We start from the raw sequence: 20,042 nt of genomic DNA on the forward strand, positions 1-20,042 counted from the left end.
GCGCAAGTTACCGGCGAGTTACATTGCGGGGGTGACGCACGAGGTCTTCAACCAGGCGCCCCCGCTCGTGGACTACGACGTGTCGGCCGACGCCGCCCTGCTCGCGGCCGTGGCCCGGGAGGGCGCGCCCTGGGCGGTCGGCGATCTGCACCGGCTCGGCAAGCTGGCCGGCACGGCCGAGCCGCAGCGCTGGGCCGACGAGGCCAACCGGCACGAGCCGCGGCTGCTCACCCACGACCGCTACGGGCACCGGGTGGACGAGGTCGAGTTCCACCCGTCGTGGCACCGGCTCATGGAGGTCGCGGTCGGCGAGGGCCTGGCCGGCGCCCCGTGGGCCGACACCCGGCCCGGCGCCCACGTCGCCCGTGCCGCCGGCGTCTTCGTCTGGTCGCAGGTCGAGGCCGGGCACATCTGCCCGGTCTCCATGACGTACGCCGTGGTCCCCGCCCTGCGCCACAATCCCGACTTGTCCGCAATGTTCGAGCCACTGCTGACGGCGAGGACGTACGACTTCGGCCTGCGCACCCCCAGCACCAAGCGCGGCCTCATAGCCGGCATGGGCATGACCGAGAAGCAGGGCGGCTCCGACGTCCGAGCCAACACGACAAAAGCCGAAAAATCGGATGACGGCACCTACCGCCTGACCGGCCACAAATGGTTCACAAGTGCGCCTATGTCGGACTTGTTCCTGGTGCTGGCCCAAGCGGAACAAGGGCTGTCGTGCTTCCTGGTGCCAAGGGTGCTCCCGGACGGCACGAGGAACGTCTTCAGGATTCAGCGCCTCAAGGACAAACTGGGCAACCGCAGCAACGCCTCCTCCGAGCCCGAGTTCGACGGCACCACGGCCTGGCTGGTCGGCCCCGAGGGCCAGGGCGTCCGCACGATCATCGAGATGGTCGCCATGACCCGCCTCGACTGCGTCACCGGCTCCGCCTCCGGCATGCGGGCCGCCCTCAGCCAGGCGATCCACCACACCCGGCACCGCGGCGCCTTCGGCGGCCCGCTCGCCGACAAGCCGGTCATGCGCTCCGTCCTGGCCGACATGGCCATCGAGTCCGAGGCGGCCACCCTGCTCGCGCTGCGCCTGGCCGGCGCCGTCGACCGCGGCGAGCAGGCGTTCCAGCGGCTCGCGGTGGCGGTCGGCAAGTTCTGGGTCAGCAAGCGCCAGCCCGTCCTGGTCGGCGAGGCCCTGGAATGCCTGGGCGGCAACGGCTACGTGGAGGACTCCGGGATGCCCCGGCTCTACCGCGACGCCCCGCTCAACTCGATCTGGGAGGGCTCCGGCAACGTCCAGGCCCTCGACGTCCTGCGCACGCTGCGCAAGGAGCCCGACGCGCTGGCCGCCTTCCTGGCCGAGGCCCAGGCCGCGGCGGGTGCCGACCGCCGGCTCGACGCCGCGGTCACCGCCCTGAAGAACGAGCGCCCGGACGAGGCGGACGCGCGACGGGTCGCCGAGCGGCTGGCCCTCGTGCTCCAGGGCTCCCTGCTCGTGCGGCACGCCCCGGCCGAGGTCGCCGACGCCTTCTGCGCCACCCGCCTCGGCGGCGACTGGGGCCACACCTTCGGCACGCTGCCCCGCGGCGCCGACACGGCCGCGATCGTCGACCGCGCCGCGCCCGCCTGACAGGCGGCCGCCCGGTAGGGTGCCCCGGTGGCACTCGGCTCCGACTTCCGCCGGCTCTGGACGGCGTACGGGATCAGCGAGTTCGGCACGGGCATCGGCTTCGGCGCGATCCCCCTGGTGGCGGTCCTCGTCCTCAAGGTCAGCGAGTTGCAGGTGTCGCTGCTGGCCGCCCTGGCCGGGGTGGCCGCGGCCGCGCTGGCCCTGCCGGCCGGTCCGTGGATCGAGTTCCGGCGCAAGCGGCCGGTGATGATCGGGGCCGACCTGGCCCGGTTCGCCGCGCTGATCACCGTCCCGCTCGCCATCGCGGGCGGCGTGCTCACCTACGCGCAGCTCTACGCGGTGGCGATCGTCCAGTCGGTGGCCGCCATCGTGTTCGCCTCGGCCAGCGGCGCCCATCTGAAGGCGCTGGTCGGCCCGGGCGACCGGGCCACCGCCAACGGCCGCTTCGAGGCCACCTTCTGGACCGCCTACAGCGCCGGTCCGGCGCTGGGCGGCGCGCTCACCTCGTGGCTGGGCGCCGCCGTCACCATCGCGGTGGACGCGGTGAGCTTTCTGCTTTCGGCCTTGGGTGTACGGGCTCTGCGCAGCCCCGAGCCCGACCCGCCGCAGCGCGTGGCGGCCACGGGCCGGTGGCGGGAGATCGCCGAGGGCTGGCGCTACATCGCCGGCCATCGCGGCCTGCGCGCCCTCTTCCTCAACCAGCAGATCTTCGCCGGGGCCATGATGGCCGCCTCACCCCTGCTGGCCGTCCTGATGCTGCGCGAGCTCGGCTTCCCGCCCTGGCAGTACGGCATCGGCTGGGGCGCGTCCTGCCTCGGCGGCATCCTGGGCGCTCTCGCCATGCGCCCGCTGACCGACCGTCTCGGCGCCCACCGGGTGCTGGTCTGGTCGGGCCTGTTCCGCGCGTTGTGGCTGGCCCCGCTCGCCTTCATCCCGGCCGGCACGCCTGGACTCGTACTCATGATCGCTCTTGAGGTCTTCGCCCTGTTCGGTTCCGGGGTGTCGAACCCGTCGGTCGCCACCTATCGGATGACCGAGACCGACGACCGCTATCTGTCGCGGGTGATCGCCTGCTGGCAGATCAGCTCCCGCACCGCCCAACCGGTCTTCATCGCTCTCGGCGGCGCGCTGGCCGCCGTCACGAGCGTGCGGACGGCCCTGCTCGTCTGCGGTCTGGGCGTGCTGGCCAGCTCGGCGTTACTCCCCTGGCGTGAATCCGTCACGGCCTCGCGGATCTGATTCCCGACATGGTGTTTCCCCTGCTCGGCGCGCGGCTCATCCTGGTCGGACGAGACGTACGACCCGGGAGGTCACCGTGGACACCACCAGCGCTAAGGCGGTCTTCTCGGCCGCCACCAGTGGCATCATCGCTTTCCTGTCGTCCCTGCTCACCGCGTTGCAGGGCGAGAACACCGGCTTCGACACGATCACCGACGGCCAGTGGGTCACCGCCGTGCTGGCCGCCGTCGTCGCGATCGCCGGCACCGGCGCCGTCACCTATCAGGTGCGCAACAAGGAGAAGGTGCCGGCCGCCTAACGACCCGCGAGGTCGCGGACGCTCGCGAGCAGCTCCGCCTGGGAGATCGGGTCGACGCGGCCTCCGCTGCGGGCGTCCTGCATGGCCTTGGCCAGCTGCACCCGGCGCAGCACCTCTTTGATGTCGGCGCCGGTCATGCCGTGGCTGGCCGCGGCCAGCGCCGGCAGGTCGAGGTCGTCGGCGAACATCTGGAAGCCGGGCTCCTCGTGCGCGGCGATCAGCTGCCGGATCATCTTGCGGAAGATCTCGGCCCGGCTCGCCTCGTCCGGTTTCGGGATGCTCAGCTTCACATCGAAGCGGCCCGAACGGATCAGCGAGTCGTCCACCCGGTGCGGGAAGTTCGTGGTGGCCACGACGATGACGTTCGGGTTGGCCTCGATGAGGTCGTTCATCTCCTGCTTGAAGATGCCGGCCACGGCGTTGATGGCCTGGCTGGCCGCGTCGCCGCCGGACCCGGCGTAGCTGATGATCGAGTCGAACTCGTCGAACAGCATCAGCGTCGGCACCCGGTAGCGCCGGGCGTCGCGGAAGATCTGCTTGATGTTGCGCTCGGAGCCGCCGAGCCACTTGTCGAGGATCTCGGGCGTACGGATCTCGCGGAAGTCGGCGCCGATCTCGTTGGCCAGGGCCCGGGACAGCATCGTCTTGCCGGTGCCGGGCGGGCCGTACATCAAAATGCCCTGCGGCCTCTGCGCGCCCCACCGCGCCATGGAGTCGGGGTGCCGGAAGGAGACCGCGATCTCGCGGAGCTCGTTGACCTCCTTGGTGAGGCCGCCGACCATGTCGAGGGTGACCGTCTTGGTGGTCGCCGGCGTGGCCGGAACGCTCTCGCGGCTCACCACGTAACGCCGCCCGGTCAGCGCGTCGGGCCCGGTCAGCTCGAGCACCGCCTGCAGGGTCAGCCCGACGAAGGCCTGAAGGTGGGCCGGGGTGACCTCGTCCCGCGTGACCTCGGCGCTCAGGCGCACGACGGTGCCGCTCTCGTCGTACGTCACGGTGGCCTGAAGACCCACGACGGCGTCGGCGATGGTGCCGGGCTGGCGGTTCGCCGCCGGCTTCTCCGGACGGTCGAGACCCAAGCGCCGGTACGCCGCCGCGGCCGCCGCGCCCACACCATCGACGATGCGGGTGGCGATCGGGTCGCCGGCCTCGATCCGCTTGGCCAGCAGCAGCCCCACGGGGTCGTTGCCCAGCACCAGCTTGCGGATGCGCTCCTTGGACAGCGGCTCGTCGGCCGTGCTGATCGCGGCCGCGAACGTGTGCACGGGCCCGCCGTCGCGGTCGGCGCTGGACACGGTCAGATCGACCCGCTGCACCGGCGAGGGCCAGGTCGCCCGCCGCAGCAGCTCGACCGGATTGACCCGGGCCGCGGCCAGCACGGTGGCCGCGTCGACGAGCTCCACGGTGGCGCCCGCGTAGTCGAAGGTCTCTCCACGCGCTCGTGCGTCGGACATGCTCAGCTCCCGGGGATGGACGGCAGTCTCGCCTCCAACAGTGACACACGCATGCCTATTCGCTCCCTTGACGCCCCATGAGCAGCGTGTTCACATGCTTGTAATCCTCATTCGCTCCCGAATATCTATTCATCCTGGGAGAGTGTCAATGAAGCTCCGTGCCCTCGCCGCCCTCACGGCACTGATCGTCCCCGCCGCGGCGTCACCGGCCGCCGCCTCCCCGAGTCATCACCAATTTCCGCGCACCATCGTCACCACCGACGGTGAGGCCGACGACATGAACTCGATGATGCGGTTCCTCTACTACACCAACGAGATCGACGTCGACGGGCTCGTCTACTCCTCCTCGGTGCACCACTGGAAGGGCGACGGCGACCACACTCTCGCCCAGGCCAAGGACGCCGGCATCCTGACCAGCTTCAACGGCCAGACCGCGGGCACACCGGCCAACTCGGCCGACGCCACGACGTGGCGCTGGAACCCGGACCGCTGGATCGAGAAGCAGATCTCCCAGTACGACCGGATCCTGCCCACCCTGCGCAAGCACGACGCCCGCTACCCGTCGGCCCGGGAGCTGCGCTCCAAGGTGGCCGTCGGCAACATCGACTTCGAGAACGACTTCTCCGCCGACACCGCCGGCTCCGACCTGATCAAGTCCGCCCTGCTCGACAACGACCGGCGCGACCTCTGGCTCCAGGCCTGGGGCGGGCAGAACACCATCGCCCGCGCCCTGAAGTCGATCGAGGAACAGTACAAGGGCACACGGCAGTGGGCGGCCGTCCGCGCCAAGGTGGCCGGCAAGGCGGTCATCGCCACGATCGGCAACCAGGACAACGCCTACGCCGACTACATCGGCAAGTCCTGGCCCGGCATCCGCGTCTACAACTGGGGCTTCACCTTCACCTCCTGGACCGGCGGCAAGACGAACGCCGCGATCCCGGAGAGCATCAAGCCGTACTACACGAACGCGTGGTGGAAGCCGAACATCAAGACCGGCCACGGCCCGCTGCTCGACGGCTACCACCTCATCGGCGACGGGCAATATCTGAAGGGCGAGTCGGAGGCGCCCGGCTGGCAGCCGGGACTGGCCGGGATCAAGTACGACCTGGCGACCTGGCGGCTGTACGACTTCGTGGGCCCCTTCGAGCGCTACGACTTCCTCTCCGAGGGCGACACCCCGGCCTTCCTGCCCCTGATCGGCAACGGGCTGCGCTTCCTCGACGACCCCACCCTCGGCGGCTGGGGCGGCCGGTTCGCCGCCACCGGCGCCCAGTTTGCTCCCCAGGGCGACGTCAACCCGGTCACCGGCCGGGCCGAGGCGGCCTACTCGCTCTACCGCTGGGTGCCCGACGCCGAGGACGACTTCGCGGCCCGCGCCGACTGGGGTGTCACCTCGTCGTACAAAAAAGCGAACCACGCGCCGACCGTGACGATCAGGCAAAAGGACCTGAGCGCGCGGCCCGGGCAGACGCTGACCCTGCGCGCCGCCGTCACCGATCCCGACCGCGACCGGGTGACCAGCACGTGGTCGGTCTACACGGAGGCCTCGACGGCCACCGGCGCGGTCCTGACGGGCAGCCGCCTCACGGTTCCGGCCGGCGCGACGGCGGGCCAGCGCGTCGTGCTGACCCTGACCGCCACCGACAACGGCCGGCACACCCTCTCCGGCTACGGCCAGGTGGTGGTCACCGTCCGGTAGGTTGCAGGGATGATGCTCCGCACGCTCATCGGTCAGGTGCTCCGGCGTACGCGCATGGCTCAGGGGAAGACCCTCCGCGAGGTCTCCGAGCTGGCCGGGGTGTCCATCGGGCACCTGTCCGAGGTGGAGCGGGGGCGCAAGGAGCCCTCGTCGGAGCTGCTCGACGCGATCTGCCGGGCGCTCGGGCTGACCCTGTTCGACCTGCTCCTGGCCGTGCTGCGCGAGGCCCAGCAGCAGCCCCAGCGCATCGACCTGCGCCAGGGCCGCTTCGAGCTCGCCGACCGCGCCCTCCGCGCCCAGAGCCCGGCCCGCCGCGGCGACTTCCGCCTCGCGGCCTGACCCCGCGCCACACCGGGCGTCTCGCCGCTGATCGGGAGAGCCCGGCTCAGACGTCGAGCCGGGCGGCGGCCCGGCTGCCGGTCACTCCGCCGACGATGACGAGAAGGACCATGACCACGACCCCGGCGAGCACCCAGCCGATGCTGTCCTGAACCAGGGCCAGCATCCCGCCCACCACCGCGGCCAGGCCGCCCGCCACAATGGCCGGGCCCGCCACCCGGTTGCCGACGGCGAACGCGCGCTCGCTGCGCATGGTGGCCCTCGTCCGCACCCCGGCCACGCTGTTGCGCGGCAGCCGGCCGAGCCATCCCGCCAGCCCGGCCGCCGCCACCAGCACGCCCGCCACCATGACGATGATCGAACTGGCCATCGGCGAGCCTCCTCCCTGTCCGGTCGTCACTCCAGCATGGGGTCAGGCGCCCATCCAGTCGAACAGGCGGATGGCGGCGTCGCGGGCCAGCAGGAAGCCGACGATGCCGACGATCCAGGCCACGGCGTTGCTGCGGGCCAGCTTGTCACCGACCCGGGTCAGCAGCGGGGTGAGGCGGTCACCGGCGGCCAGCCGCGCGCCGAGCAGGACCAGAGCGGGCAGGATCATGACCAGGCAGTACGCCGCCATGACCACCGCGATCACGCCAGGCCCCAAGTCGGCCCCGGTGAGCAGGCCGATCGCGGCCAGGTAGGGCAGCATGGTCGTGACCTCGGCGGCGGCCGCGGCCAGGGCCAGCCCGGCCAGCCCGGCGGCGCTGCCGTCGCTCAGGGCACGTTCCCGCCAGCGGGCCAGCCGCCCGCCGCCGGCCCCGGCGCCGCGGTGGCGGTCGAGGCGGAAGCTCCAGAAGAACAGCCCGACGCCCAGGACGAGCTGGATCCACGACACGGGCCGGGTGTCGAGCAGCCGGGTGATCTGCGGCAGGAACGCGTCGGCGCCGAGGGCCACGGCCAGGCCGACCGCGAAGTAGAAGACCGCCACCGTGCCCAGGAAGACCAGGATGCGGCCCGGCCGCACCGGCCCGGGGTGCATGAGCAGCCAGATGGGGATCAGCAGGGTGCCGAAGCTGGTCGAGTCGATCAGGGCGAGCACGGCCAGCGAGCCGAGGAGCGCGAGGTCCATGAGGGAACCCTCGCGCGGGCCGCCCGGGAACGCGTCGGCCGAAGGATGACCGGCCGCGTACAACTTTGGTCGGACGCCGCCGTCGCCGTGGTCGTGATGGGATGGGCCGGTGAGGGCGGCGATCGTACGGCGGTGGCGGAGCAGCCCGTCGGTGCAGGACAGGGTGACCGCGGCGTCGACGTTCGCGGCCGGGCTGGCGCTCAACCTGGTCGGCCTGACCGACGTCTGGATCGACCCGGGCATCGACCGGCTGGCCGCCGCCCCGGGCTGGTGGCACACGGTCCCGCTGGTCGTGGGCTGCGCGGCCATGCTCGTCAAGCGCGCCCACCCCCTGTTCGCGCTGGCCGCCGGGGTGGTCGCGACGCTGGCCGACCTGGCGCTGGGCGGCAGCATCGCGATGGTCCTGGTGCTGTTCGACCTGATCTTCTCGGTCGGGCAGTTCGCCTCGGACCGCGCCCGCCGGGCCGTCACGACGGCGGTGTTCGTCGTCATCGGCACCGCCGGCGTCGTCGGCGGCCTGGCCGCCGGCGAGTTCCGTGTCGCCGTCTTCATCGCCTTGCAGCTGACCACGCTGCTGTTCGTTCCGCTGTGGTGGTCGGCCAACGTCCGCCAGCAGCGCCGCCTGGGCGAGATGGCCGCGCAGGAGGCCGTGCTGGCCGAGCGGGCCGCGATGGCCCGTGACCTGCACGACGTCATCGCCGCCCACCTGTCGACGACGGCCCTGCACTCCGGCGCCGCCCTGGCCGCCCCGCCCGACACCACCCGCGACCGGGCCGCCCTGCGAGCGGTCCGCACGAGCAGCCTGGCCGCCCTGGAGGAGATGCGCTCCATGATCATGCTGCTGCGCGACGCCCCCACCACCGACGCGACGGTCCCGGGCGGCCTCGACCGCCTGCCCGCCCTGGTCGAGGCGGCCACGGCCGACGGTCTGCGGGTGACGGCGACCCTGCCCGAGATCACCGGCGTCCCGGTGATCGTCGCCCACACCGTCTACCGCATAGTCCACGAGGCCCTGACCAACGCCCGCAAACACGCCCCTTCGTCCGAGGTACGCCTGGACGTGCGCCGGGAAGCCCACGAGGTGACAGTGACGGTGACGAACACCCTGACCCAGCCGCCCCCGCTGGGCCACAAGGCCCTGAGCGCCGGCACCGGCCTGCCCTCCATGCGCGAGCGGGCGGCCTTGCTGGGCGGCTCGGTCGACGCCGGCCCGCACGGCGCGTCCTGGCGGGTCCACGCCACCCTTCCCACGGCGGCCGCCGCGTGATCCGCGTCCTGCTCGCCGACGACCACGCGGCCATCCGGGCCGGGCTGCGGCTCATGCTGGAGCAGGCGCCCGACATCGCGGTGGTGGGTGAGGCCGCCGACGGCGCCGTCGCCCTGCGCCAGACGAGCGCTCTGCGCCCCGACGTGGTGCTGATGGACATCCGGATGCCCGGTACCGACGGCATCAGCGCCACCCGGGCCATCACCTCGGCCGGCCTGGCCGACGTGCTGATCCTGACGACCTTCGACCTCGACGAGTACGTCTTCGGCGCCCTCCGGGCCGGCGCGGCCGGCTTCCTGCTCAAGTCGGTCGAGCCGGCCGACCTGGTCACCGCCGTCCGCCACGTGGCCGCGGGTGACGGCGTGATCGCCCCGTCGCTGACCCGCCGCCTGCTGGCCACGTTCGCCGACGGCCGCCCGGCCCCGCCACCCGCGCCGGCCGCGCTCGGCGACCTGACCGCCCGCGAACGCGAGATCCTGGCCGCCCTCGGCCGCGGCCTGTCCAACGCCGACCTGGCCGCCGAGCTGTCCATCACCGAGGCCACCGCCAAGACCCACGTCTCCCGCGTCCTGGCCAAGCTCGGCTGCGCCTCCCGCGTCCAGGCCGCCATCCTGGCCAAGGAGAACGGCCTGGCCTAGAGTTCGCGGACGCCGACGGTCTGGTCCCCGCTGCGCTCGCCGGTCGGCCGGAAGCCCCGCTTCAGATAGAACTCCTCCGGGCCTCCCGCCCGCGGTTCCCAGGTGACGTACGCCCGGGTGCCGCCCCGGGCGCGGATCTCGCGGCAGACCTCCTCCACCGCGTACGTCCCGAAGCCCTTGCCCTGTTCCCCGGCCGCGATGTTCAGCCGCCACAGCCCCGACCGGCGGTCGCCCGGATCACGCTCGGGATCCCACGGGATGTCCAGGAACGCCATCACGAACCCGGCGACCCGGTCGCCGTCGTACATCAGCCGGGGCCACGCGAAGTCGCGGAACACGTACGCCTCGGCCAGCGAAGTGACGACCGGCTCGACCAGATCCTCCTGATCGGGCCGGACGCGCACGGCCAGCGCGGCCTCGTAGTTCTCCGGGGTGATCGCCTCCAGACGCATGCGGCGCACCTTAGCGGCACGGCTCCCGGCGCGACAGCCGGAAAATCGGATGCCCCGATCCGGGGCGGGAGGCAGACTTCCGGCGTGCACTCGGCGATCACCGTGACCCCCGGTCAGCTGCCCGGCCTGCTGCTTCACGTGGCGGTCGTGCGGCCGGTCTTCGTGTGGGGCGCGCCCGGCATCGGCAAGAGCTCGCTGGTGCGTGACTTCGCGGCCTCGCTCGGGCTCGACTGCGTCACCCTGGTCGGCACCCAGCTCGCGGCCGAGGACCTCATCGGGGTGCCGGAGCTCCGCGACGGGCGCAGCCGGTTCGCCCCGCCCGAGACGATCGCCCGTGACGAGCCGTACTGCCTGTTCCTCGACGAGCTCAACGCGTCCGGCCCCGACGTGCAGAAGGCGTTCTACTCGCTGATCCTCGACCGGCGCATCGGCGACTACGAGCTGCCGGCGGGCTCGATCGTGATCGGCGCCGGCAACCGCTCGAGCGACAACGCGCTCGCCCGGCCGATGGCCTCGGCCCTGGTCAACCGGCTCGTCCACGTCCACCTGCGGGCCTCGCACGGCGACTGGAGCGCGTGGGCGCAGGGCGCCGGCATCCACCCGTGGGTGACCGGATATCTGGCCGAGCGCCCCGACCATCTGTGGTCGGCGCCGCCCAAGACCGAGGAGACGTTCTCGACGCCGCGCAGCTGGCACATGCTCTCCGACGCCCTGCGGTCCTACGGTGACGACGTGGGCGAGGAGACCGTACGCCTGCTGGCCGCCGGCACGCTGAGCCCGGCCCACGCGAGCGCGTTCGGCGGCTACGTGAAGATCGTGCGCCACCGGTTCGGCCTCGACGCGATCCTGCGCGGCGACGCCGGCTGGCCGGCCCACCCCACCGACCGCGACCTGCTCTACTTCCTGGCCGAGACCTTCCGGGCCCGCCTGGTCAAGGAGCTCCCGGCCGACAAGGACCGGGCTCCGGCGGCCGTACGCCAGTTCGCCCACCGGGCCAAGGCGATGCTGGTCGAGCTGGCCGAGCTGTCGCTGGAGTGCGGCCGCCTGGTCATCGCGGCCGACCAGGACGGCGCGCCCGTGCTGCCCGCCTGGTTCCTGGTGGAGGTGAGCCGCGACCTGCCGCGCCTGGTCGCGGCGCGGGCGTGAGCCGGAGGAAGGCGGTCGAGCCCGACCCGAACACGGCCGCCTTCCTGCGGGCCTGGAAGACGCTCTCCGCGCACCCGATGTTCGCGCCCCTGACCGACGGGTGGCCGCTGCCCAGCGCCTCGGCCAAGCTGGTGGACGAGCCCGGCATCGGCTACGCGGTGGTCGGGCCGGGCGGCCTCGTCCGCGCCAACCGCACCCGCAAGCTCGACGAGCAGGGCTGGACGTGGGTGCTCGCCCACTGCCTGCTGCATCTGGGCTTCGGCCACCATGCCCTCGCCGAGTGGGACGCCGTGGCGTGTCTCGTGGTGACCCGCTTCCAGCGCTCGGTCAAGCTGGGCCGGGAGCCGTTCGCGCTGCCCGACACGCTGCCGTCGGCCGACGAGGAGCAGCTGCGCCGCAACGGGCTGGCCCCGGAGTTCACCGACTGCGGCGCCGGGTCGCCCGACCTGTCGTACGAGCCGCTGGGCCGCCACCAGGCCGACCCGCAGTGGCCGGCCCGGTTCGCGGTCGGCCTGTCGGCCGCCGCCACCGCCGCGGTCGACGTGGCCGGCGGCGCCCGTCCCGGATCGCCCCGCTCGCCCTGGCAGCGCGCGCTGAGCTGGTTCATCGGCTCGTACCCGCTGCTCGGCGCGGTCGCGGCCCGGTTCGAGCTGGTCGCCGACGCGGCCCTCGCCCGCGACTGGGACATCTCGGTCGCGGCGGTGTCGCCCGCGGCCGGCGAGATCTACGTGAACCCGCTGCGGCAGCTCGGCGAGGACGAGTGGCGTTTCGTGCTCGCCCACGAGATGCTGCACGCCGCCCTGCGCCACGGCGACCGCGCGGGCTGGCGCGAGCCGTACCTCTGGAACGTCGCCTGTGACTACGTGATCAACGGGTGGCTGGTCGAGATGGCGGTCGGCACGCTTCCGGACGGCACTTTGTACGATCCCCGCTTCGCCGGGCTGTCGGCCGAGGACGTCTACGACCGGATCGCCGGCGACCTGCGCCGCATGCGCAAGCTGGCCACGCTGCGCGGCGCCGGGAAGGGCGACATCCTGGGCGATCCCGGCTCCCGCCCCCGGGCGGTCGACCTCGACGAGTACTGCCGGCGTGCCCTGCTCAGCGGCTACGCCTATCACGAGAGCAGCGGGCGCGGGGTGCTCCCGGCCGGCCTGGTGGCCGAGATCCGCGTGCTGGAGCAGCCGCCGCTGCCGTGGGACGTGCGCCTGGCCCGCTGGTTCGACGAGCACGTACCGGCGCCGGAGTGGCAGCGCACCTACGGCCGGCCTTCGCGCCGCCAGGCCTCCACACCGGACATTCCCCGGCCCGGGCGCCACCTGCCGGACGAAGTCGTCCGCAGGTGCACGTTCGGCGTCGTCCTCGACACGTCGGGCTCGATGAACCACGAGCTCATGGGTAAGGCGCTGGGCGCGATCGCGTCGTACGCCACCGCCCGCGACGTGCCCGCCGCGCGCGTGGTCTTCTGCGACGCGGCGGCGTACGACGCCGGTTATCTGCCGGTCGAGGACATCGCCGGCCGGGTCCGGGTGCGCGGACGCGGCGGCACCGAGCTTCAGCCCGGCATCGACCTGCTGGAACGCGCCCCCGACTTCCCGCCGGAGGGCCCGATCCTCGTCATCACCGACGGCTGGTGCGACGTGCTGCGCGTGCGCCGCCCGCACGCGTACCTGATGCCGGTCGGGGCCCGCCTGCCCTTCACGCCCAAGGGCGAGGTCTTCCGGCTCACTCCTTGAGCTTGGCCGGGTCGATCGTCGTGTCCTCGTGGCGGACGTTGCGGTTGTAGAGCCAGGTGACCAGCCAGAGCACCACGCCGATGACCAGCAGGATGCCGGCCACGCGATAGTCGGCGCCGGCCCGCCCCGACAGCGGGCTGGCCAGATAGGCGCACGTGACGGCGCCGATGACCGGGATGACCGTGGGCGCCTTGAAGTGCTCGTGCTCGACCCGGTCGCGCCGCAGCACCAGCACGGCGATGTTGACGACGGTGAAGACGCAGAGCAGCAGCAGCGAGGTGGTGCCGCCGAGGGCGGCCAGGTCGGCGAACCAGATCAGGCCGAAGGCGATAGCGGTGGTGAAGAGAATGCCGACCCAGGGGGTACGCCTCGTACGGTGCACCCGGCCCAGGATCCTGGGGAGCACGCGCTCGTTCGCCATGCCGTACAGCAAGCGGCTTGCCATCAGCATGTTGATCAGCGCCGAGTTGGCCACCGCGAACATCGTGATGAAGGCGAAGATCCACAACGGGAACCCGGACGCGCCCGCCTGCACCACCTTGAGCAGCGGGGCGTCGCCCTCGCCGAGCTCCTCGGGCGCGACCAGCGCCACCGACGAGATGGAGACGAGAATGTAGATGACGCCGGTGATGCACAGCCCGGTGAGCATGACCTTCGGGAAGATGCGGACGGGATCCTTGGTCTCCTCGGCCATGTTGACGGAGTCCTCGAAGCCCACCATGGCGAAGAACGCGAGCGCGGTGGCCGCCGTGACCGAGAAGAAGGCGCTCTCCCCCTCGGCCGGGGTGAAGTCGGTCAGCCGCGACAGGTCACCGTCGCCGCCGCCCAGCGCCCACGCGCCGATCCCGATGACGATGAGCAGGCCGGACAGCTCGACGCAGGTCAGCAGCACGTTGAGCTTGACGCTCTCGCCGACGCCCCGGAAGTTGATCAGCCCGACCAGCACGATGAAGCCGAGCGCGACGGCGGTGAGGGCCGCGCCCTCCTCCCAGGACAGGTCGAACGCCTCGACGAAGTTCGACGCGAACGCCTTCGAGGCGCTGGACGCGCTGGTGAGCCCCGAGCACATCACCGCGAAGGTGACGATGAAGGTCAGGAAGTGGATGCCGAACGCCTTGTGCGTGTAGAGCGCGGCGCCGGCCGCCCGCGGATATTTCGTCACCAGCTCCAGATAGCTGAAGGCGGTGAGCAGCGCGACGAGGAACGCGACGAGGAACGGCAGCCACACCGCCCCGCCGACCTCGGACGCGACGCGCCCGGTGAGCGCGTAGACGCCCGTGCCGAGGATGTCGCCGACCACGAAGAGCAGGAGAAGGCCGGGACCCATGACCCGCTTGAGGGAGGGCTGTTCCGTCGTTACCGCATCCGCCATTCACCGAGGGTCATACATATCGCACGTTCTGTCGAGTCATGACTATCGACGCGTCGCGATCGTCTGGGTACCGTCGCCCTCATGCGCATCGTGGTAGCCGCGAAACCCGAAGCCGACACCCCCTGGGTCGCCGACGCCGTGATCGGCCTGGCCAAACAGACCGGCGCCACGGTGGCCGTCGTGGCCGCGGACGGTGTCGAGCTGGAACGCCTGGCCGCCGTCCCCCGAAGCGTCTTCGCCGACAAGGCGTACCAGTCCGCCTCGGCACTGGCCGCCCGCTTGGCCGACGCGGGCGTCGAGGCCAGCGTGACGGTGGTGCCGGGCCGCCCCGTGCCGGCCCTCATCGAGTTCGCCGACCAGCAGCGGGCCGACCTGATCGTGGCCGGTTCGAGCAGCCGCCCCACGGTCGCCGAGCGCCTGATGGGCAGCGTCCCCCTCGACCTGATCAAACATTCCACCCGCCCGGTCCTGCTGGTCACCCACCCGCAGCACCGACCGTGAGCCTCCGCTAGCGGGGAGCCGGCAACCCGAGCCCGATCGCCGCCTCGAAACGTTCCCAGGCGGCCGCGGTGAACGGGTGCACCGCGTCGAGGACCAGCCCGGCCACCTGCCGCGCCTCGTCCCGCGTGTGCTCGGCCTCGGCCGCGGTGATCCACCCATACCCGACGGCGTCGTCCAGCTCGTCGTCATCGGCGACCCCCACGACCCGGCCGTTGCGGCGGAGCCGGGGCCGGGAATCGCCGCCTTCCGGCGTGCCGTCGTCGCCCGGCACGTGCCAGAGGTCGAGCTCGAGATCGACGAAGCCCCACTCGTCCCCGCCGCGCGTCACGGGCCGCGACAGATCAATGGTGATCGCGGTCGAGGGCACGCGCCGCCACGCGGCGAACCAGCCACCTCGATGCGGCGCGAAGTAGAGGACGGCACAGCCCGGCTCTTCGGTGACACCGGAGTAGCAGGTGGCCTCCCGCCCATCGGCCCATCGCCCCGTGTAGAGGGTGCCTTCGGGGTGGAAGAGCCAGGAGCCGGTCTCGTCGTCACCGAGGTGATAGGTGAGCCAGCTCCCCCGGTCGCCGTTGAGCTTCCGCTTGACGACCCGCACGACGCGGGGCACCGGCCGGGTCACCGTGAATCGCCGCCCGCGAGCCGTCCGGCCGCGCCCGGCCGGTCGAACTGAAAACTGATCGCGGGCGGCATCGGCTCGTACGACGCCCCGATCGCCTTCGGATCGGTGTACATGGCGGGAACCTCGTCGTCCGGGTCGTACAGATACGAGCAGCCGCCATGGGTCTCCACCGGCTTGACCTCGGGCACCCCCGTTGCCTCGGCCGGGCGATCCTGGACCGTCAGGAGCGGAACAGGTTGCGGGGTACCGGGCGGGCCGGTACCCCGGTCCTTGGGGCGGAATCCGGCGTACGGCCGCCCCCGTGCAGAGACGAGCCCGGATTGTCCGAAGTCCACCGGCGGCCCGGCTGGGCGGCCGACGACGACGAGCGGCGCTGACGGCGCGGCTTGGGCACCACCTCGATGCGCGGCTCGAGATGCGGGTCGAGCTGATCGGCCGACGACACGACGACCACGGCGGCCAGCCCCTCGGCGAGCATGCGGGCGGCGGCGTCCCAGTCACCCTGGATGAGGCCGACCACGTTGTACCGGCGGGCGGCGCAGTGCTCGAGACAACGGCTCGCGCTCACGCCGTAGTTCTCCGGCCGCACGTAAATCACCGCGTTCACCACTGACCGACCCCTTCGCGTCCCCCACACCCCTCGAGCGAGATCACTCAATCGCGCCAGTCACGTTCTGCATATCGTCTGTTATGGATAGGTGACCGGACTGATCCACCCGCATCGACCGCGATCGGTCGCAACCACACCGTCCGGACGGGTAATTTCGCCGGTTACTATTGCCTTCAAGCATCTATCCCGGAAGACTGCCGCGCCCCACTTCCGGGCCCCTCGAAGCCCCCGTCGACGGCCTGTCGGGTTCCTGACTCCAGGGTCTGCTTGATCTCGGCGATGCCCCGCTCGACGACTCCGCGCACGAGGCCGGCCATGGCGTGCGGCAGCACGTCGGTCACCCAGACCAGGCGCGCACGCCCACCCTCGTCGACCACCTGGAACGACGCGTGGTGAAAAGCCTACGACCGCCGAACGGACCTAGCCGGACTCGGCGTCCCACCAGCGCGGCGGATCGATGACGGGCAGGCCAGGGCTGGCGAAGACGAACGGCACGCCGAACCGGGCGGCGACGGCCCGGCCCTGGACGGTCGCCTGCTGGGCCTCGGGCCAGGGTGGGGCCTGACCGTTGAAGAGGCGGATGTCGCCGCCTCCGTCGTGGATCGTCAGGAGCACCTCGTCGAAGGCCGGATGGCGCCGGCCGGGCCGGCGGACCACCGCCACCATGGGGACATGCCAGCCCTGGGTGTCGCCGTCCCAGTAGGCCTCGATCGCGGCGATCGGGTCGGTGATGGCGGCCGCCTTCGCGATCAGCTGCTCGGTGGTCGGTGGCGGCGGCTTGGGTGCGACGCGACCCAGGCGGTCGAGTTCCTGTTGGCGCTGGTGCAGGAAGTCCTGCGTCTCGTAGATGCCCGGCGGCGGTCGCAACCCGCCGTCGCGGCGGATCAGCACGAGGGCGGCGAACAGGCTGCGCGCGCACAGCAGCTCGTCGACGCGGGCGCGCAGGTCCGCGGTGAGTCTGTCGGCGAGAGACATCAGGAGAAGCGGTAGCGGGTCTGCGTGTAGGGCTCGCCCTTGCCGAAAGCCAGCACCTTGGCCAGGACGAGGGCGAAGACCATCGCCTCATTGCCCTCGTCGCCGACGAACCCGCCGTCTGACGGGTGGAAGTCCCAGCCGTGGCGGGATTTCCACAAGGCGGCCAGAGCCGTCAAGCGGTCGGCGTCCGTGACCCGGGTGGCGGTGCCCTCGACGATGACGTCCAGGCCGTCGTCGGCCTGGGGTGTGCCGGTCGTCATGGCGCACTGCGGGTTCCGCGCCAAGTTCTTCGCCTTCTGTTCGGTGGCGCCCGTGCAGAAGTGGAGGGCTCCCTCGTGCCACACGGCCGGCAACGGTGTCACATGTGGACGGCCGTCGGGGCGTACGGTGGCCAGCCAGGAGATCTTGGCCGTTGTCAGCGTCTGCTCCACGTCGGGCCAGGGGCGCGGCGTGGCTCCCGGTGAGCTGAAACGCGGGTCGAGCTCGGCGGTCGGCTGCTCGCTCATGCAGCGCATGGTAGCCCTCGGTGCTGCGGGAGGGCGGTGGCCTCGGCAACGACCCGCCCGTCCACCCGCAGCACGCTCGAGGTCCGGCGGCGGCAGAGTTCAAATCTACGCGCCCCGTGTTACAAAAAGCGCCATGACCTTCTCGATCGTTGCCCGCTCGGCCGACGGCACGGCCCTCGGCGTGGCCGTGGCCAGCAAGTTTCTCGGGGTGGGGGCGGCTGTTCCGGCCGCGCTGGCCGATGTCGGCGCGGTGGCCACGCAGTCGTACGCCAATCTCGCCTATCGGCCGCAAGCCCTCGCTCTCATGGGCACGGGGGTGGCCGCCACCGAGACGGTCAAGGCGCTGATCGCGGGGGACGCCGGGCCGATCGCGCATCGGCAGGTCGGCGTGGTCGGGCCGGAGGGGCCGGGCGCGACGTTCACGGGCGGGGAATGCCATCCGTGGGCGGGCGGTGTGGCCGGCGACGGCTACGCGATCCAGGGCAACATGCTCGCCGGGCCGCAGGTCGTCGCGGCCGTGGAAGAGAAGTGGATCACGGGAGGGTCCAAGTTCCAGTACCGGCTCCTGCACGCTCTCCGAGCGGGCGACGACGCCGGTGGGGACCGCCGCGGACGGCAGAGCGCCGCCCTCTACGTCGTGGCCAAGGGCATGGGCTACGGCGGTACCAGCGACGTCCTGGTCGACCTGCGCGTCGACGACCATCCGGACCCGGTCGGCGAGCTGGCCCGGCTGCTCGACCTGCACACGCTCTACTTCGAGCGGCCCGACCCGGCGACGCTGATCCCGCTGACCGGGGAGATCGCGGTGGAGGTGCGGACGCTTCTCAAGGAGAAGGGCTACGACGACCTCGACAGCTGGGCCGGTGTCGAGAACCTGGAGGAGCGCCTCGTCGACGGCAGCATCGACCCGCTGGTCCTCGAAATCCTACGAAAAGGATAGGGCGGGCACGGTGCAGAGCGCCGCCAGCGACGAGACGAGCGCGGCCGGATCGGCGTTGGCGGCCAGGGTCCGTACGGCCGCGGGGTCCAGCGGCGGCACCGACACGTGGGAGATCAGGGGGTGGTAGGGCCGGCGGTCCTCCTCCCCCGCTCCGAAGAGCACCTCGCCCATCTTCTCCCCCGGCCGCAGCCCGGTGTAGACGATGTCGACCGGGGCTGGCGCCAGCTCGACCATCTGCCGGGCCACGTCGGCGATGCGTACCGGATCGCCCATCTGCAGGACCAGCGCCTCGCCGCCGTGACCGATCGCGGCCGCCTGGATGACCAGGTGGACCGCCTCCTGGATGGTCATGAAGTAGCGGGTCACGTCGGGGTGGGTGACAGTGATCGGGCCGCCGTCGGCGATCTGCGCGGTGAACCGGTCGAACACCGAGCCGCGGCTGCCGAGCACGTTGCCGAACCGGACGCTCAGGAACGTTCCTGACCTCTGCGCCGCCACGTGGGCGGTGAGCCTCTCGGTGATCCGCTTGCAGTAGCCGAGGACGCTGGCCGGGTCGGCCGCCTTGTCGGTGGAAATGTTGACGAAGCGCTCGACCGACCGGGACGCCTCCAGCACGGCCAGGGTGCCCCAGATGTTGGTCTTCACCGCCTCGCCCGGATAGCGCTCCAGCAACGGCAGGTGCTTGAGCGCGGCCGCGTGGAAGACCACCTCGGGCTTGCGCTCGGCGAAGATGGCCCGGATCCGGTCGACGTCGCGCAGCGAGGCCAGGATGACCGCCGGGTCGCTGAGCGTGGCCCGCGGGTCGAGGGAGAGCTGCACCGCCTGCAGGGCGCTCTCGTCGCGGTCGAGCATCATCAGCTCGGCCGGGGAGAACCGGTTGATCTGCCGGCACAGCTCGGAACCGATCGACCCGCCGGCGCCGGTCACCAGCACCCGTTTGCCGGTCAGATAGCCGGCGATGGCCTCCAGGTCGGTCTCGATCTGCACCCGGCCCAGCAGGTCGGTCACCCGCACCTCGCGCAGGTCGCGCACGCCGATCTCGTGGTCGAGCAGCTCGCTCATGGCCGGGACGACCAGGAAGCGGACGCCGGCCGCGTCGGCCAGCGCGCGGATCTCCCGGACCAGCTGGGCGCCGGCGTTGGAGACCGCGAAGACGACAGTCGTGGCCCCGGTGCGCGCGACCGCCGAGGCCAGGGCGGTGCGGTCGCCCAGCACGGGCACGCCCGCCACCCGCGTCCGCCGCTTGCGGGGGTCGTCGTCGAGGACGCCGACCGGCACATATCGGCTGCGGGGGTCGAAGTGCATGCTGTGCAGCAGGTCGCGGGCCGCGGCGCCGCCGCCGAACAGCAGGGCGCGCGTCTTGAGCCCGGCCGAGGGCCGGGAGCGCCACCGCTCGTACCGGGTGGCGAGCATGTAGAGCAGATTCTCCCCGCCGGTCACAGAAGCACCCTAAGGCGGCACGAGGGGACGCCGCGCAAGTTCCGAATAATGCTTCGCGTTAACGACCGGCGACTTA

At 71.9% G+C, this 20,042-nt stretch carries 22 protein-coding genes and 1 pseudogene; 11 read left to right on the forward strand and 12 right to left on the reverse strand.

The features are described from left to right. Nucleotides 1-31 precede the first annotated feature (31 nt). From ACQP2X_RS25130 to ACQP2X_RS25140, 3 genes are all read left to right on the forward strand, one after another. The gene (locus tag ACQP2X_RS25130; protein ID WP_498685954.1) at nt 32-1,624 is read left to right on the forward strand and encodes an acyl-CoA dehydrogenase family protein; all 1,593 of its coding nucleotides are present in this window, start codon (nt 32-34) and stop codon (nt 1,622-1,624) included. A 27-nt stretch (nt 1,625-1,651) separates the two neighbouring features. Beyond that, nucleotides 1,652-2,863, forward strand: a complete 1,212-nt coding sequence (locus tag ACQP2X_RS25135; RefSeq protein ID WP_498685955.1) for an MFS transporter — start codon at nt 1,652-1,654, stop codon at nt 2,861-2,863. 76 nt (nt 2,864-2,939) lie between these two features. Continuing rightward, complete coding sequence (locus ACQP2X_RS25140; protein WP_498685957.1) at nt 2,940-3,161, forward strand: hypothetical protein; 222 nt, start codon at nt 2,940-2,942, stop codon at nt 3,159-3,161. Here ACQP2X_RS25140 and ACQP2X_RS25145 read toward each other — a convergent pair. After that, nucleotides 3,158-4,615, reverse strand: a complete 1,458-nt coding sequence (locus tag ACQP2X_RS25145; RefSeq protein ID WP_498685958.1) for an ATP-binding protein — start codon at nt 4,613-4,615, stop codon at nt 3,158-3,160. The two genes, ACQP2X_RS25140 and ACQP2X_RS25145, sit on opposite strands and share 4 nt — an antisense overlap. Before the next feature lie 148 nt (nt 4,616-4,763). Between ACQP2X_RS25145 and ACQP2X_RS25150 the strand changes: the two genes are divergently transcribed. Then, nucleotides 4,764-6,314, forward strand: coding sequence for a DUF1593 domain-containing protein (locus ACQP2X_RS25150; protein WP_498685960.1), 1,551 nt, complete (start codon nt 4,764-4,766; stop codon nt 6,312-6,314). Nucleotides 6,315-6,323: 9 nt separating this feature from the next. Further along, nucleotides 6,324-6,566 (forward strand): annotated as a pseudogene (locus ACQP2X_RS25155) (helix-turn-helix domain-containing protein); the annotation flags it as partial. Nucleotides 6,567-6,699: 133 nt separating this feature from the next. On the opposite strand, the gene ACQP2X_RS25160 reads toward ACQP2X_RS25155, so the two are convergent. Further along, nucleotides 6,700-7,023: an SdpI family protein gene (locus tag ACQP2X_RS25160; protein ID WP_498685961.1), complete on the reverse strand. Its 324-nt coding sequence runs from the start codon at nt 7,021-7,023 to the stop codon at nt 6,700-6,702. Between the two features lie 42 nt (nt 7,024-7,065). Beyond that, a complete protein-coding gene (locus ACQP2X_RS25165; protein ID WP_498685962.1) occupies nt 7,066-7,764 on the reverse strand; it encodes a GAP family protein in 699 nt (232 codons plus the stop codon). 109 nt (nt 7,765-7,873) lie between these two features. Here ACQP2X_RS25165 and ACQP2X_RS25170 point away from each other — a divergent pair, with 109 nt between their 5' ends. Both ACQP2X_RS25170 and ACQP2X_RS25175 read left to right on the forward strand, forming a co-directional pair. Beyond that, nucleotides 7,874-9,031 carry a sensor histidine kinase gene (locus ACQP2X_RS25170; RefSeq protein WP_498685963.1) on the forward strand — a complete coding sequence of 386 codons (1,158 nt, stop codon included), beginning with the start codon at nt 7,874-7,876 and terminating at the stop codon, nt 9,029-9,031. Nucleotides 9,032-9,084: 53 nt separating this feature from the next. Further along, nucleotides 9,085-9,669 carry a response regulator gene (locus tag ACQP2X_RS25175; protein ID WP_498701036.1) on the forward strand — a complete coding sequence of 195 codons (585 nt, stop codon included), beginning with the start codon at nt 9,085-9,087 and terminating at the stop codon, nt 9,667-9,669. Here the strand turns inward: ACQP2X_RS25175 and ACQP2X_RS25180 are convergent. Further along, on the reverse strand, nt 9,666-10,121 hold the full coding sequence (locus tag ACQP2X_RS25180; RefSeq protein WP_498685964.1) for a GNAT family N-acetyltransferase: 456 nt from the start codon (nt 10,119-10,121) through the stop codon (nt 9,666-9,668). The genes ACQP2X_RS25175 and ACQP2X_RS25180 overlap by 4 nt on opposite strands. A 102-nt stretch (nt 10,122-10,223) precedes the next feature. Between ACQP2X_RS25180 and ACQP2X_RS25185 the strand changes: the two genes are divergently transcribed. Then, complete coding sequence (locus ACQP2X_RS25185) at nt 10,224-11,267, forward strand: ATP-binding protein (RefSeq protein WP_498701037.1); 1,044 nt, start codon at nt 10,224-10,226, stop codon at nt 11,265-11,267. Beyond that, nucleotides 11,264-13,000 carry a vWA domain-containing protein gene (locus tag ACQP2X_RS25190; protein WP_498685965.1) on the forward strand — a complete coding sequence of 579 codons (1,737 nt, stop codon included), beginning with the start codon at nt 11,264-11,266 and terminating at the stop codon, nt 12,998-13,000. Before ACQP2X_RS25185 ends, ACQP2X_RS25190 begins: the two co-directional genes overlap by 4 nt. Here ACQP2X_RS25190 and ACQP2X_RS25195 read toward each other — a convergent pair. After that, the gene (locus ACQP2X_RS25195) at nt 12,990-14,372 is read right to left on the reverse strand and encodes an APC family permease (protein WP_498685966.1); all 1,383 of its coding nucleotides are present in this window, start codon (nt 14,370-14,372) and stop codon (nt 12,990-12,992) included. The two genes, ACQP2X_RS25190 and ACQP2X_RS25195, sit on opposite strands and share 11 nt — an antisense overlap. Before the next feature lie 81 nt (nt 14,373-14,453). Between ACQP2X_RS25195 and ACQP2X_RS25200 the strand changes: the two genes are divergently transcribed. After that, nucleotides 14,454-14,873, forward strand: a complete 420-nt coding sequence (locus tag ACQP2X_RS25200; RefSeq protein WP_498685968.1) for a universal stress protein — start codon at nt 14,454-14,456, stop codon at nt 14,871-14,873. Between the two features lie 7 nt (nt 14,874-14,880). Here the strand turns inward: ACQP2X_RS25200 and ACQP2X_RS25205 are convergent, their stop codons facing one another. The 6 genes from ACQP2X_RS25205 to ACQP2X_RS25230 form a co-directional block, all read right to left on the reverse strand. After that, a complete protein-coding gene (locus tag ACQP2X_RS25205) occupies nt 14,881-15,495 on the reverse strand; it encodes a hypothetical protein (RefSeq protein ID WP_498685970.1) in 615 nt (204 codons plus the stop codon). Beyond that, a complete protein-coding gene (locus tag ACQP2X_RS25210; RefSeq protein ID WP_498685971.1) occupies nt 15,492-15,683 on the reverse strand; it encodes a hypothetical protein in 192 nt (63 codons plus the stop codon). The genes ACQP2X_RS25205 and ACQP2X_RS25210 overlap by 4 nt, the downstream gene beginning before the upstream one ends. A 32-nt stretch (nt 15,684-15,715) precedes the next feature. After that, on the reverse strand, nt 15,716-16,093 hold the full coding sequence (locus ACQP2X_RS25215) for a hypothetical protein (RefSeq protein ID WP_498685972.1): 378 nt from the start codon (nt 16,091-16,093) through the stop codon (nt 15,716-15,718). A gap of 185 nt (nt 16,094-16,278) precedes the next feature. Then, nucleotides 16,279-16,482, reverse strand: a complete 204-nt coding sequence (locus ACQP2X_RS25220; protein ID WP_498685974.1) for a hypothetical protein — start codon at nt 16,480-16,482, stop codon at nt 16,279-16,281. Between the two features lie 43 nt (nt 16,483-16,525). After that, a complete protein-coding gene (locus ACQP2X_RS25225) occupies nt 16,526-17,080 on the reverse strand; it encodes a hypothetical protein (protein WP_498685975.1) in 555 nt (184 codons plus the stop codon). Then, nucleotides 17,080-17,586, reverse strand: a complete 507-nt coding sequence (locus ACQP2X_RS25230; protein ID WP_498685978.1) for a pyridoxamine 5'-phosphate oxidase family protein — start codon at nt 17,584-17,586, stop codon at nt 17,080-17,082. The genes ACQP2X_RS25225 and ACQP2X_RS25230 overlap by 1 nt, the downstream gene beginning before the upstream one ends. Nucleotides 17,587-17,719: 133 nt before the next feature. Here ACQP2X_RS25230 and ACQP2X_RS25235 point away from each other — a divergent pair, with 133 nt between their 5' ends. Next, nucleotides 17,720-18,526: a DUF1028 domain-containing protein gene (locus ACQP2X_RS25235; RefSeq protein ID WP_498685979.1), complete on the forward strand. Its 807-nt coding sequence runs from the start codon at nt 17,720-17,722 to the stop codon at nt 18,524-18,526. Here the strand turns inward: ACQP2X_RS25235 and ACQP2X_RS25240 are convergent. Continuing rightward, a complete protein-coding gene (locus tag ACQP2X_RS25240) occupies nt 18,512-19,966 on the reverse strand; it encodes a polysaccharide biosynthesis protein (RefSeq protein WP_498685980.1) in 1,455 nt (484 codons plus the stop codon). The two genes, ACQP2X_RS25235 and ACQP2X_RS25240, sit on opposite strands and share 15 nt — an antisense overlap. Between the last annotated feature and the right edge of the window lie 76 nt (nt 19,967-20,042).

Source organism: Actinoplanes sp. CA-131856 (genome assembly GCF_050956135.1).
Classification (GTDB): domain Bacteria; phylum Actinomycetota; class Actinomycetes; order Mycobacteriales; family Micromonosporaceae; genus Actinoplanes.

Excerpts from the sequence above, each read along its gene's own strand:
- ACQP2X_RS25160 (WP_498685961.1), bottom strand. The coding sequence starts at position 7,023 with ATGGCCAGTTCGATCATCGTCATGGTGGCGGGCGTGCTGGTGGCGGCG.
- ACQP2X_RS25195 (WP_498685966.1), bottom strand. The coding sequence starts at position 14,372 with ATGGCGGATGCGGTAACGACGGAACAGCCCTCCCTCAAGCGGGTCATG.
- ACQP2X_RS25165 (WP_498685962.1), bottom strand. The coding sequence starts at position 7,764 with ATGGACCTCGCGCTCCTCGGCTCGCTGGCCGTGCTCGCCCTGATCGAC.
- ACQP2X_RS25180 (WP_498685964.1), bottom strand. The coding sequence starts at position 10,121 with ATGCGTCTGGAGGCGATCACCCCGGAGAACTACGAGGCCGCGCTGGCC.
- ACQP2X_RS25150 (WP_498685960.1), top strand. The coding sequence starts at position 4,764 with ATGAAGCTCCGTGCCCTCGCCGCCCTCACGGCACTGATCGTCCCCGCC.
- ACQP2X_RS25175 (WP_498701036.1), top strand. The coding sequence starts at position 9,085 with ATGCTGGAGCAGGCGCCCGACATCGCGGTGGTGGGTGAGGCCGCCGAC.
- ACQP2X_RS25200 (WP_498685968.1), top strand. The coding sequence starts at position 14,454 with ATGCGCATCGTGGTAGCCGCGAAACCCGAAGCCGACACCCCCTGGGTC.
- ACQP2X_RS25235 (WP_498685979.1), top strand. The coding sequence starts at position 17,720 with ATGACCTTCTCGATCGTTGCCCGCTCGGCCGACGGCACGGCCCTCGGC.
- ACQP2X_RS25230 (WP_498685978.1), bottom strand. The coding sequence starts at position 17,586 with ATGAGCGAGCAGCCGACCGCCGAGCTCGACCCGCGTTTCAGCTCACCG.
- ACQP2X_RS25225 (WP_498685975.1), bottom strand. The coding sequence starts at position 17,080 with ATGTCTCTCGCCGACAGACTCACCGCGGACCTGCGCGCCCGCGTCGAC.
- ACQP2X_RS25145 (WP_498685958.1), bottom strand. The coding sequence starts at position 4,615 with ATGTCCGACGCACGAGCGCGTGGAGAGACCTTCGACTACGCGGGCGCC.